This is a genomic window from Pseudomonas sp. 05T35 (assembly GCF_056396605.1).
The window spans coordinates 1-13,013 of the sequence record NZ_JBFTLU010000077.1; the positions used below are offsets into that span (position 1 = coordinate 1).

Below are 13,013 nucleotides of genomic sequence, written 5' to 3' on the forward strand. Positions count from 1 at the left end.
TGCGTATGCCGCCCGGCTGGGACGGTCTGGAAACCATCGAACGGCTCTGGCAGGTCGATCCAAAACTGCAAGTCGCGCTGTGTACCGCGTATTCCGACTACTCCTGGGACGATATCGCCGAACGACTGGAACTCGGCGATCGCCTGCTGATCCTGAAGAAGCCCTTTGATGCCATCGAAATCCGCCAGATGGCCAGCGCCCTGACCGTCAAATGGCAAATGACCGAAGAAGCCGCATTAAAGATGAACCTGCTGGAGCAGGCGGTCGAAGAGCGCACCCGCGAGCTGTCCGACGCCAATATCATCGTGCAGAACAGCCCGACCATTTTGTACCGGCTGCGCGGCGAACCCTCGTTCCCGTTGATGTACATTTCCCACAACATCACCAAATTCGGTCACGTGGCCGCGCAATTGGTGGCGTCGGCAAACTGGGCTCAGGAGCTGATTCATCCCGAGGACCAAGGCAAAGTCGACAATGCCATGGCACGGATACTCGACCGGGACGCTGTCGGGGCGTCCATCGAGTTTCGTCTGCGCACCGGCACCGGAGACTGGCGCTGGGTCGAAAACCGCTACGTGCCGGTGCGTAACCAGGACGGTCGTTTGCTGGAAGTCGAAGGCATCATCATCGATATCACCGAACGCAAACTGGCCGAAGAGAAGATCGCCCTGCTGGCACGTACCGACGGGCTGACCGGGCTGGCCAATCGGACGACGCTCCTCGAACGTCTGCACCAGGCATTCGCTGCCGCCCGTCGGGGCGGCGCACCCTTCGCCGTGTTCTACCTGGACCTCGATCATTTCAAACGCATCAACGACACCCTGGGGCATCCCATCGGGGATTTGCTGTTGCAGGAAGTCGCCCGACGCATCAAGGCCTGTGTCCGCGAAAACGACCTTGTGGCGCGTCTGGGTGGTGACGAGTTTGCAATCGTGCAACTCGATGCCAACGACCCAACACAGTCGGCGGCCCTGGCAGGCAAGGTCCGCGATGAGCTGGTGCTGCCCTACACACTCGACGGAAACAACGTGCGGGTTTCGGTCAGCATCGGCATCAGTACTTACTCCAGTATCAGCTTGAGTCCCGAGAGCCTGTTGGCTCAGGCCGACATGGCGCTGTATCGCTCCAAGGAAAAAGGCCGCAACCAGTACCATTTCCACTCCGAGGAGATCAATCAGGAAGTACTCGACCGGGTGTCGATTGCCAACGATTTGAAACAGGCCATCGAGCAAAACCAGCTGGAACTGCATTACTTGCCCGAAGTCGACCTGAGCACCGGGAAGATCCTCGGCATGGAAGCCCAGGTCCGCTGGAGTCATCCAGAGCGAGGAATACTGGAACCCGATATGTTTCTTCCCGCGGCGGAAAAAACCGGTGTAATCATCGCGCTCGGGCACTGGTTGCTGAATCGCGCTTGCCAGCAAATGCGTCAGTGGCGCGACGATGGCATGGCGCCCCCGGTGATTGCGATCAAGCTTTCGCTGGCCCAGCTCAAGAGCGGTCCGGACCTGATCTACGACGTGCTGCGCACCACGGCCCTGTGGAACCTCTGCCCCTGGGACCTGCGCTTCGACGTCACCGAAGCGACACTGGCGCAAACCAAATGGACCCACAACGATGTGCTGCCGCGCTTGCGTGAGCTGGGGGTGAAAATAGCCATCGACGACTTCGGCACCGAGTACTCCTCGTTCGACTACCTCAAGACCTATCGGGTCAATCACCTCAAACTCGCCCAGGCCTTCATCGACACCGCGACCCGCGATCCCGCCAGCGCCACGACCYTGCGCGCGATCATCAATTTCGCCCGCGAAGTGGGGATCGGCATCATTGCCGAGGGTGTCGAGACCCAGGAACATCGCAGCTCGCTGATCTCCACCGGCTCGCCAATGAACGCTCAGGGCTATTACTTCAGCAAAGCTGTCAGCGGCCAGCAGGCAGCGGCGTTGCTGATGGCCGGCAGCATCGTGCCTCCGACCTTCCCCGGCGCAACGAACCCGCTGCTCGAAGACTCGTCCTATACACCGGAGGACCGGGGATGAAACCATCGTTCGCCCCCACCAACCGGCGCATCCTGATCATCGATGACATGCCTTCGATCCATCAGGACTTTCGCAAGATCCTCAGCCCCGATGTGCCGGATGAGCCGTCGCTGGCCGGCACCGAAGAGCTGTTATTCGGCACTGAACGACGCGCTCACCCGAAGTTTTTCCTCGATTCCGCCTACCAGGGCAAAGAAGCGCTGGAACTGGTAAAACGTGCCCAGGCCGAGGGCAGGCCTTATGCCCTGGCGTTTACCGACATGCGCATGCCGCCAGGTTGGGACGGCCTGGAAACCATCGAACGACTCTGGGAGGTCGACCCGAACCTGCAAATTGCGTTATGCACCGCCTTCTCTGACTACACCTGGGAAGCGATGGCCGAACGCCTGGCGTTCGGCGACCAGTTGCTGGTGCTGAAAAAGCCTTTCGACAGCCTGGAAATCCGTCAGATGGCCAGTGCCCTGACCTGGAAATGGCAGATGGCGCAGGACGCGGCGATAAAAATGCTCAGCCTGGAGCGAACCATCGAGGACCGCGTTCAGGAGTTGCTCAAAGTCTCCCATCTGTTGCAATACGATGTACTCACCGGTCTGCCCAACAGCACCTTGCTGGGTGATCGACTGACTCAGTCCCTGGCCCTTTCACGGCGGCACGACAAACAACTGGCCGTGATGTTTCTGGGGCTGGACCGCTTCAAGCGTATCAACAACGCACTGGGCCATCCGGTTGGCGACGAAATGCTCAAACGGGTAGGCCAGAGCCTCGTGTCCACGGTGCGTGAATCCGATTCGGTGTTTCGCTACGGTTCCGACGAGTTCGTGGTGATCCTCGCGGACGTCCACCATCCCCAGCAAACCAAAGGCATTGCCGAAAAGCTGCTGAAAGCCGTCAACACCCAGCAGCACATTGCCGGCCATGACCTGAGCGTGACCGCCAGCCTGGGCATCAGCATCTACCCGGACGACGGCTTCGATGCCGTACCGTTGATCAAGAAAGCCGAAACCGCGATGCACAACGTCAAGGAAAGAGGCCTTAACGACTTCAGCTTTTTCATCGACGAGATGAATCAGCGCGCCCGTAAACAGCAAAGCATCGAATCCGGCCTGCGTCTGGCGCTGGAGCGCGACGAGTTCGTCCTGCATTACCAACCCAAACTTGATTTGCGTTCCGGCAAAGTGGTCGGTGCGGAAGCCTTGATTCGCTGGTTAAAACCCGGTCACGGGTGGGTGTACCCAACGGATTTCATCGGAGTGGCCGAGGACAGTGGGTTGATCGTTCCCCTGAGCAAATGGGTATTGACCCAGGCCTGCCAACAGGCCCGAGCCTGGCAACTGGCCGGATTGCCAGCGATCAGTATGTCCGTCAACGTTTCCGCCATCGACTTTCGTCAGAACGACTTTGTCGATGGTATCGTGCAGATCCTCGAACTGACCGGCCTCGACCCGACGCTGCTGGAGCTCGAAATCACCGAAAGCGTGCTGATGCAGAACGTCGAGGCTACCGTGCAGACCCTGCACGCCATCAAGGCGTTGGGCGTGCGCCTGGCAATCGATGACTTCGGCACCGGTTATTCCAGCCTGAGTTATCTGCGACGGTTCCCGGTCGATGTACTGAAAATCGACCAATCATTCATACGCGGGCTGAGTAGCGAAAACAACGACGCGGCGCTGGTCAGCGCCATCATCAGCCTGGGCAAGAGCCTCAACCTCAATATCATCGCCGAAGGCGTGGRAACCCTGGAACAGCTGGACTTTCTCAAGGCCCTCCAGTGTGAGGAAGGGCAGGGTTACTTCTTCAGCAAAGCCGTGCTCCCCCAGGAATTCGTACAGCTGCTCACCGACAGCCAACAGACACAACCGCGCACATAGACCGACGCCCCGACAGGCAGGCACCCGGCAAAGGAATCTCAGATGTCGCCCTATGGATTCACGCTGCTCACCACACTGATGCTCGGACTCGGCCTGACGGCGAGTGCCGAGCCTTTGGACGAACCCCTCAAACCGCTGCCATCGGTACCTGCGCAAGACCCTCAGCGCGTCGAACTGGGTCGTCAGCTGTTCAACGAAACGCGGTTGTCGGTCAACAACAGCCTGTCCTGTGCCAGTTGTCATCACCTGGAAAAGGGCGGTGCCGATAACAAGCAATTTTCCATCGGTTTCGACGGCCAGCCGCTGACCGTCAATACCCCCAGCGTGCTGAATGCCAGCCTGAACTTCAGGCAGTTCTGGAACGGTCGCGTCGCTACCCTGGAAGACCAGGTTCACGCAGTGGTGGAAAGTTCCACTGAAATGGGCAGCAACTGGGAACACGTGGTGCACATGCTGTCCACTGACCCGACCTATCGCTCGGCGTTTGGCAACGCTTACCCCAATGGGGTGACTGCGGCCAATGTGCAAAATGCCCTGGCCACCTACGAACGCACATTACTCAGCCCCAATTCGCGTTTCGACCAGTACCTGAAGGGCAACACCGATATTCTCAGCCTTGACGAAAAATACGGTTACCAACGCTTCAAGGACTACGGCTGCATCGCCTGTCATCAAGGGGTAAACATCGGCGGCAACATGTTCCAGAAGTTCGGGGTGATGGGCGATTACTTCCAGGCGCGGGGCAATCCGACCGAATCGGACCTGGGTCGTTACCTGGAGACCAAGGACGAGGAAGACCGCAACGTGTTCAAGGTCCCCAGCCTGCGCAACGTCGCGGTGACCGCGCCGTACTTCCATGACGGCACGGCGAAAACCCTCGAAGACGCCGTTGATGTGATGTTCAAGTTCCAGTTGGGGCGAGTCCCTTCCGAAGAAGACAAGGCCCTGATCATCAAATTCCTCAAGACCCTGACCGGCGAGTGGGGAGGCAAACCATTATGAAAGTGTCCCGTCGACTCAGTTTGCTGTTGCTCACCGGCATGACCGTCTTGCTGGCCTCGATCCTGCTGTTCCTGTATCTGAAGTCCAGTTCGGATCAAACCTCGACCTATACCGAATCGCGGGATCTGATCCGCCAGATCAAACAACTGGACGCGCAATGGGAAACCGAGATCCTCAAGGCCCGGATCGCCCTAGTCCACAACTACGATCCACTGGTTTCGCCGCTGACCGAAATGAGCCGTCTGTGGGAACGATTCGACTCGATAGAGTCCAGACACGGTCGCAACGACTCGACACAGTGGCAAACCAGCCATGACGCTTACCTGAACGCGATCAAGGAAAAGACCCGGCTGGTCGAACAATTCAAGTCACACAACGCGGTGCTGCGCAATTCACTGGCGTTCCTGCCCACTGCCGAAGACGACATTCAGAACCAGTTCGCACGCCTTGGGGACGAAAACAAACTGCAAATGCAGAACACCGCCACCGATACCTACGACCTGCTACTCAGCGGCCTGGAGTTTTCCCAGGTCACGTCCGACGACAAAGCCGCCGACATCCTGCTCGGCTTGAACAAACTGGCGGTGAACAAAGACCGCCTGCCTGCCGAGTTCCACACACCGGTGGAGCTTCTCAGCAACCACATCGCGCTGATCCTGCGTGAACAACCCCTGGTCAACAACCTGCTGGAACGGATCGAGGCAGTCCCCGTGTCCGAGCGCCTGGACAACATCACCAGCCTGCTGGACAACGATCAACAAAAGGCCGATGCAGTCGATCAACGCTACCACTTCTACATGGCGGTTTTTTCGGCGCTGCTGGTGCTGTTGCTACTGTTTCTGGCCAATGGGTTGCTACGCAGTTTTGCGGAAATCAACCGCGTCAACAAGGACCTGCAAGCGGCCAATGAAAGCCTGGAACATCGGGTTGAGGAGCGCACCCGCGAACTCAAGGACACCCAAAGCGAACTGCTGGATACCGCACGCCAGGCCGGGATGGCCGAGATCGCCACCAACGTGCTGCACAACGTCGGCAATGTGCTCAACAGCGTGAATATCTCCGCCGACCTGGTCACCCGCAAACTGCGCAACAGCAAGGCGCTGGGGCTGGGCAAGGCGATGCAGCTGATCAATGAGCATCAGGGTGATCTCGGCCACTTCATCACCGAAGACGAAAAAGGCAAATTGCTGCCCGGCTACCTGAATCAACTGGTGGACGCCATTGCCCTTGAGCAGCAAGGCATTAGCGACGAACTGGCGCAATTGAGCAAAAGCGTTGACCACATCAARGACATCGTTGCCACCCAGCAGTCCTACGCCGGGGCCAACAGCCTGATGGAGCCGCTGCAAGTCAGCGAACTGCTTGAGGACGCGCTGCGCATGAATTCGGGCGCCCTGACCCGCCACCACGTCACCGTGGTCAAGGACTACGCCGAAGTGCCCACGGTCATGGGCGATAAACACCGGATGTTGCTGATCCTGATCAACCTGATCAGCAACGCCAAATACGCCATGTCGGACCTTAGCGACCGCCCCCGGGAAATGACCCTGGGGGTCAAGGTCGTCGACGACGCCACGCTGCAGGTCAGCGTCAAGGACGAAGGCGAAGGCATCTCGGCCGAAAACATGACCCGGATCTTTGCCCACGGTTTCACCACGCGCAAGGAAGGTCACGGTTTTGGTCTGCACAGTTGCGCCCTCGCCGCCATCGAGATGAATGGCCACCTGACAGCCCACAGCGACGGTCCGGGAAAAGGTGCACTGTTCACCTTGAAAATCCCCTTGAAAATCGCCGAAGGTGAAACATGAGCGAGTCATCGAATCGACGTATCCTGCTGATCGACGATACACCGTCGATCCATGACGACTTTCGCAAGATCCTGACACCTGAGCTGCCACAACACGGCGAACTGGACGAGATGGAGTCCGCGCTGTTCGGCACGCAAATCAAAGCGACGAGCCAAGGCTTCGAGCTGGATTCAGCCTATGCTGGCCAGGAAGGCTTGGGCAAACTGGTCCAGGCCCAACACGACAATCGCCCCTACGCGTTGGCGTTCGTCGACATGCGCATGCCACAGGGCTGGGACGGCGCCGAAACCATCGAGCATTTATGGCAAGCCGATCCGCGTTTGCAGGTGGTGGTCTGTACGGCGTATTCCGACTACTCCTGGGATGACCTGCTCAATCGCCTGCAGGCCCACGACCGACTGCTGATCCTGAAAAAACCCTTCGACAACATCGAAGTCCAGCAGATGGCCAATACCTTGACCAGCAAATGGGACATGACCGAACGCGCCAGCGTACAACTGGATCAGTTGGGGCACCTGGTAGAACGTCGGACCCGGCAGTTCCAGCAAGCGAGCGTCGAACTGCAACAGGAGATCGACGAGCGCAAGCAGCTCGAAAGCCAGTTGATACAGTCGGAAAAACTCGCGTCCCTGGGGCAACTGGCGGCGGGTGTCGCCCATGAAATCAACAACCCCATCGGCTTTATTTCTTCGAACCTCGGCGCCCTGGACGGTTACTTCAAGCAGTTGCAGAGCATGCTCGACGCCTATCAGGGGGCCGAAGAAGCCATTGGCTCCGTTGAGCTTCTCGAACGGCTCCAAACGTTGCGTAAAGAAGTGGAACTGGACTTCCTGCGTGAAGACATTCCGCTGCTGATCAAGGAGTCCAAGGACGGTATCAACCGGGTCGGGCAAATCGTCAGGGACCTGAAGGACTTCTCACGCGTAGACACCAGCCAGGAGTGGCAATCGGTCAATCTGCAAACGGGTATTGATTCGACGCTGAACATTGTCGCCAACGAACTCAAGTACAAGGCCGACGTGATCAAGCACTACCAGACGCTTCCCGAGATCGAGTGCCTGCCCTCGCAGATCAATCAGGTGATCATGAACCTGATCGTCAACGCCGCCCAGGCCATGGGCCCCGAACGCGGGACCATTACCCTGAGTAACGGGGTTGCCGGGGAAAAAGTCTGGATCGAAGTGGCGGACACCGGCTCAGGCATCGCGCCCGAATGCCTGCAGAAAATCTTTGATCCCTTCTTCACCACCAAACCAGTGGGCCAGGGGACCGGATTAGGCCTGTCATTGTCCTACGGTATTGTGAAAAAGCATCATGGCGACATTACCGTGCGCAGCGAAGTCGGGGTAGGCACCACCTTTCGCATCGAACTGCCGATCCGCCAGTCAAACCTCGTGACCTGAAAGATCGTCCGGCCGCGTTCGGACGATCTTTCGATGATTGCCCGACCAGTCCCTGTGCGCCAGTATGCACGGCAGCAATCGGCCGATAGGGATCGACGAATGAAACTCTCGCTGGAAGACATCGCCTGGCACCGCTCGGTCGGGCAGTTGATTGACGCCTTGGACAAACCCAATTTCTGGACGCAACTGCTGCGCCTGCTGGACCAGTACGTGACCTTCGACAGCTGGGTGGCGCTGCTTTTCAATGACGATCAACTCCCGCAGGTATTCGCCGAAAGCCCGAGCGAGGGCGGCAGCCCGGACCCGCTGTTTCAGGACTACCTCATGGGGTTGTTCCTGCTGGACCCCTTCTACATCGCCTGCCGCGAACAATCGCGCACCGGCCTCTATCGCCTGTCCGAAGTAGCGCCGGAGCATTTCGAACTGACCGAGTATTACCAGCGCTACTTTCGTCTGAATGTGGTGGCCGACGAAATCCAGTTCAATTGCCAACTTGAGGGCGACCGTACGCTGTGCCTTTCGCTGGGTAGCAAACAGCGTTTCAGCAGCGAACAAATAGCCCTGCTGTCACTGATCCAGCCCTGGGTATCGAGCCTGCTGCGTCAGCGCCTGCCGTTTGAGATCAATGAAACACCGACGCCTGCGCAACCGGCCCAACACAGCGACTGGCGTATCCGCCTCGAAGCCTCGGTGAAACAGCTCAAGGGCGCACAACTGACAGCCCGAGAGCTGGATGTCGGTCGCTGGATGCTCAGCGGTTGCTCCAGCAAGGAAATCGCTCGTAAGCTGGAAATCTCTGCCGAAACCGTGAAAGTCCATAAGAAACACATTTACAGCAAGCTGGGGATCAAATCCCAGTCCGAACTGTTCTCTATATTTCTCCAGGCACAAAACACGTAGTCGCTGGCTCGCCTGCGATTGACATAGGTGCCGAGCCACACCCGTAGCAGCTGTCGAGCCTGCGAGGCGGCGTCCGGCCGCGCAGCGGTCGTTAAGTCCGGCAACGCGCCCTTTCAGGCAAACCGCGTATGCAGGATTTGCGAGGACTTCGCCCGAACGCGGTCCGCCTCTAACGCAGCCTCGCAGGCTCGGCAGCTGCTACGAAGTAGATCCAATAACTGATTGAGTCCGAACCCAAGGAAACCGTATGAGCCTGTCACTCCTGAGCCGCTACGCCTTCTTTGCCGTCTGTGTGATTTTCACCCTCGCCAGCCTGCCGTTTCTTGAATACGACTGGCTCTGGCCAATCTCCATCGTCACTGGCCTGCTGAGCCTGCTGGGTATTTTCGACCTGCTGCAAAGCCCCCACGCGGTACGCCGCAACTACCCGATCCTGGGCAATATCCGTTATCTGGTCGAAGGCATTCGCCCGGAAATCCGCCAATACCTGCTCGAATCCGACAGCGACGCCCTGCCCTTCTCCCGTGCCCAGCGTTCGTTGGTCTATTCGCGGGCCAAGAACGAAAGCGCCGACAAACCCTTCGGCACGCTGATCGACGTGTACCAGTCGGGTTTCGAGTTCATCGGCCATTCGATGCGCCCGGCGCCCGTGAGTGACCCGAGCAGTTTCCGGGTGGACGTTGGTGGCCCGCAATGTACAAAACCGTACTCGGCCTCAGTCTTCAACATCTCGGCCATGAGCTTCGGCTCGCTGAGCGCCAACGCAATCCGCGCCCTCAACCAGGGCGCCAAACTCGGCAACTTCGCCCATGACACCGGCGAAGGCAGCATCAGCCCCTACCACCGCGAACACGGTGGCGACCTGACCTGGGAACTGGGCAGCGGCTACTTTGGCTGCCGCACCGCCGACGGACGCTTCGACCCGGAACGCTTTGCCGCCCAGGCTCAAGACCCGCAGGTACGGATGATCGAAATCAAAATGAGCCAGGGCGCCAAACCCGGCCACGGCGGCATTCTGCCCAAGCATAAAGTGACCCAGGAAATTGCCGACACGCGTGGCGTTCCGATGGGCCAGGACTGCGTGTCGCCATCGCGCCACAGCGCGTTCTCCACACCGATCGAAATGATGCACTTCATCAAGCAACTGCGTGAGCTGTCGGGCGGCAAACCGGTGGGCTTCAAGTTCTGCCTCGGCCACCCATGGGAGTTCATGGGCATTGCCAAGGCCATGCTGGAAACCGGCATCCTGCCGGACTTCATCGTGGTCGACGGCAAGGAAGGCGGTACTGGCGCTGCGCCGGTGGAGTTCACCGACCACATCGGCGTGCCGATGCGTGAAGGCCTGCTGTTCGTGCACAACACCCTGGTGGGCCTGAACCTGCGGGACAAGATCAAACTCGGCGCCAGCGGCAAAATCGTCAGCGCCTTCGACATCGCCAGCGTATTGGCAATTGGTGCCGAYTGGGCCAACTCGGCCCGTGGCTTCATGTTCGCCATCGGCTGCATCCAGTCGCAAAGCTGCCACACCAACAAGTGCCCGACCGGCGTCGCCACTCAAGACACCCTGCGCCAACGCGCATTGGTGGTGCCAGACAAGGCACAGCGCGTGTTCAACTTCCATCGCAGCACCCTCAAGGCCCTGGCCGAGATGCTCGCCGCGGCCGGCCTCGAACACCCGTCGCAGCTGTCGGCCAAACACCTGGTACGGCGCATGTCAGCGACCGAGATCAAACTGTTTTCCCAATTGCACGTGTTCCTCAAACCCGGCGAGTTGCTGACCGGCGAAGTGAACGGCGAGTTCTATTCACGGATGTGGCAGATGGCTCGGGCTGACAGTTTTGAGGCCAATGTCGTGTAAGGCATACTCGCGATTATCTGGTGGCTGGGTAGCACAGCCGCCGCCGGTGGTGGTGGCGGTGGTGATTTGTTCTGCCCAGGCGCGGGTCACATAGAGTCGAAGCTCCATGTCTCCCAAGCCTTGCGCGAACACACACTGCCAATTGCCTGGAAAGTGGTTTTCTTCATCCGCCAGGCGAGTCGATGTCACCCACCACACTCGCTTGATGTCGGGCGATATGCTGACAAGGTTGTCGAGAAAGACCTTATCCCGATCCTGATAAATCAACGTCGACGCGCCATACCCGTTGGGTCGGTGAGCCGTGCTGTTATCCCAGGGCGCCTGATACAGCCTTGGTTGAATGTCGGAGCGATTGTAGTAAGCAACGCTGTAATACCAGTACGCGCCATCCACAATGATGTTATCGCCTGCGATCGCGTTTTCATTGATACGCGACACAATATCGTCAAGCGGATACTGGGACGCGTTGCGTGGATCATCCAGATCATCTTGTTGTTGATAGATTGTATTCAACCCCATGAGTTGAACGCCGACCAACAACAAGGCCGATACCCACGCCAGGGCACGCGTGCGATGTGCTATCCGGCTGATTGCCAACGCCGCTGTCATCGGCAAGCCCAGCGCCGCAAAGGCCATGTACCGTTCAACAAAAATGGGAAAACCGAATGACACCACAAAAACAATCAACACCGGCAACAGCACGTAGATAACCAGCAACAGCTCAAGTTTCAACCGGCTTCTTTCCTTGAACCCGACCCACACCACCGATGCCATTACCAGCGCCGGAAGCAGTACATAAATCGGGCTGGCAAACTCCAGTCCACTCTTCACCGTTAAAAACTTCCAGACCGCTGAAGGCAACGTATAGATCGTCAATTCAGGGATCCAGAAAATATCCCCTCCGGTCTCCAGCTTCTCCGTATTTAAAAACAGCTCATTGCCCAGGCTGATCAACCAGGGAATATAAAGAACAACAATGGCCACATTCGTGCCCCACCACATTGGCCGCGAAAGGTAATGAAGGGTTTTATCTCGCTGAAGACGCAAGACAACGAGGTATAACCAGTGAGACAACAAACATAAAACAGCCAGGTAATGGGTGTATAACGCGGCCGTCATGAGCACGAGATAGCTCATCAGGTATCGGTTGCGAGCGCTTTTAAGCCAATAGACCAAGGCGATGGTTGCGCCCAGCAGCCATACCCCCTCCAGCGTATACATCCGGGCTTCCTGGCTGTAGCGAACGGATATCGGTAACAGGGCCAGGAACAACCCGGCCAACAAGGCCACCCTCGGTGTGCTGATCAATCGCATCAGCCACATGCCCAACGCGACTGTCGCACCCCCCGCCAGCGCACTCAGGGCCCGAATCGCAAACACACYCTCACCAAAAACCGCCATCCAGGCATGCAGCACCAGAAAATACAGCGGCGGATGAACGTCATGCCCCAGGTGAAACCAGATACGCCCCGGCGACTGAACCCCCACCAACGCCGAGAACGCTTCATCGGTCCAGAAATAAGGAAGGCTGATGCAGTAAAACCGAACAATGATCGCGAGCATCATGACCAGCACCCACCCACCGCTTTCTACCGATGAGTGCAGGGATAGAAACCCCGTATCGTCACGACGCTGAAAGTTCATATTTTCTCCCCGACAATGTAAACCTGATAGAAACAGGTGCCTGCCCGCCGACAACTCACCCTCATTGTGAATCCGTATTTACGCTAAACGCTCTCGATAAAACACTCTGCTGTCATTGATAAAGGCTAGCTAACGGGGCTGCTCGGATTGGTTTTTTTTTGTTTTTTCTCGGAATCCCGGGGGCTTACTGAAAATAATCGGACGTCACCATCCCCCTGGGTAAAGGTATCGAGCAGCCGCCAGTTTTCAGGGATAACGACCGGCTGCGCCCCGTCACCACGGCCGTCCAGCACCCACACCCGACCTGAGCCCGGTGTCAGGCGTTCAAGGTTATCGAGATAGACCTTATCTGCGTTTTGTTGAGTCAGTGTCGAGGTTAGATAGCCATCGGGATGTCCGGAAGTACCGTCCTTTTTGGGAGGCGTATAAAGCATCGGTGTCACGCCAGTCTTGTTGTAATACGCAAAGGGATAGTAAAGAAACCTGTTGGC

General features: G+C 58.0%; 8 protein-coding genes and 1 pseudogene. 7 read left to right on the top strand and 2 right to left on the bottom strand.

Annotated elements, in window-relative coordinates; genetic code table 11:
- The 7 genes from AC1DH9_RS08445 to AC1DH9_RS08475 form a co-directional block, all read left to right on the top strand.
- The coding region (locus tag AC1DH9_RS08445; RefSeq protein WP_477808042.1) for a GGDEF/EAL domain-containing response regulator at positions 1 to 2,039 on the top strand (2,039 nt) is incomplete at its 5' end.
- A complete protein-coding gene (locus tag AC1DH9_RS08450) occupies positions 2,036 to 3,907 on the top strand; it encodes a GGDEF/EAL domain-containing response regulator (protein WP_477808043.1) in 1,872 nt (623 codons plus the stop codon). The genes AC1DH9_RS08445 and AC1DH9_RS08450, both read left to right, overlap by 4 nt.
- A 42-nt stretch (positions 3,908 to 3,949) precedes the next feature.
- Positions 3,950 to 4,909, top strand: coding sequence for a cytochrome-c peroxidase (locus tag AC1DH9_RS08455; RefSeq protein WP_427541136.1), 960 nt, complete (start codon positions 3,950 to 3,952; stop codon positions 4,907 to 4,909).
- Positions 4,906 to 6,717: a DAHL domain-containing protein gene (locus AC1DH9_RS08460; protein WP_427541139.1), complete on the top strand. Its 1,812-nt coding sequence runs from the start codon at positions 4,906 to 4,908 to the stop codon at positions 6,715 to 6,717. The genes AC1DH9_RS08455 and AC1DH9_RS08460 overlap by 4 nt, the downstream gene beginning before the upstream one ends.
- Positions 6,714 to 8,120: an ATP-binding protein gene (locus tag AC1DH9_RS08465; RefSeq protein ID WP_427541142.1), complete on the top strand. Its 1,407-nt coding sequence runs from the start codon at positions 6,714 to 6,716 to the stop codon at positions 8,118 to 8,120. Before AC1DH9_RS08460 ends, AC1DH9_RS08465 begins: the two co-directional genes overlap by 4 nt.
- A 99-nt stretch (positions 8,121 to 8,219) precedes the next feature.
- Positions 8,220 to 9,020: a helix-turn-helix transcriptional regulator gene (locus AC1DH9_RS08470; protein WP_427541145.1), complete on the top strand. Its 801-nt coding sequence runs from the start codon at positions 8,220 to 8,222 to the stop codon at positions 9,018 to 9,020.
- Between the two features lie 247 nt (positions 9,021 to 9,267).
- On the top strand, positions 9,268 to 10,878 hold the full coding sequence (locus tag AC1DH9_RS08475; RefSeq protein WP_427532959.1) for an FMN-binding glutamate synthase family protein: 1,611 nt from the start codon (positions 9,268 to 9,270) through the stop codon (positions 10,876 to 10,878).
- Here AC1DH9_RS08475 and AC1DH9_RS08480 read toward each other — a convergent pair.
- Together AC1DH9_RS08480 and AC1DH9_RS08485 are read right to left on the bottom strand one after the other, a co-directional pair.
- Positions 10,825 to 12,522: a glycosyltransferase family 39 protein gene (locus AC1DH9_RS08480; protein WP_477808044.1), complete on the bottom strand. Its 1,698-nt coding sequence runs from the start codon at positions 12,520 to 12,522 to the stop codon at positions 10,825 to 10,827. The two genes, AC1DH9_RS08475 and AC1DH9_RS08480, sit on opposite strands and share 54 nt — an antisense overlap.
- A 125-nt stretch (positions 12,523 to 12,647) precedes the next feature.
- Positions 12,648 to 13,013, bottom strand: a pseudogene (locus tag AC1DH9_RS08485) (hypothetical protein); the annotation flags it as partial.

Bases quoted from the DNA above. Each gene is read 5' to 3' on its own strand.
- AC1DH9_RS08465 (WP_427541142.1), top strand. From the start codon at position 6,714: ATGAGCGAGTCATCGAATCGACGTATCCTGCTGATCGACGATACACCG.
- AC1DH9_RS08455 (WP_427541136.1), top strand. From the start codon at position 3,950: ATGTCGCCCTATGGATTCACGCTGCTCACCACACTGATGCTCGGACTC.
- AC1DH9_RS08470 (WP_427541145.1), top strand. From the start codon at position 8,220: ATGAAACTCTCGCTGGAAGACATCGCCTGGCACCGCTCGGTCGGGCAG.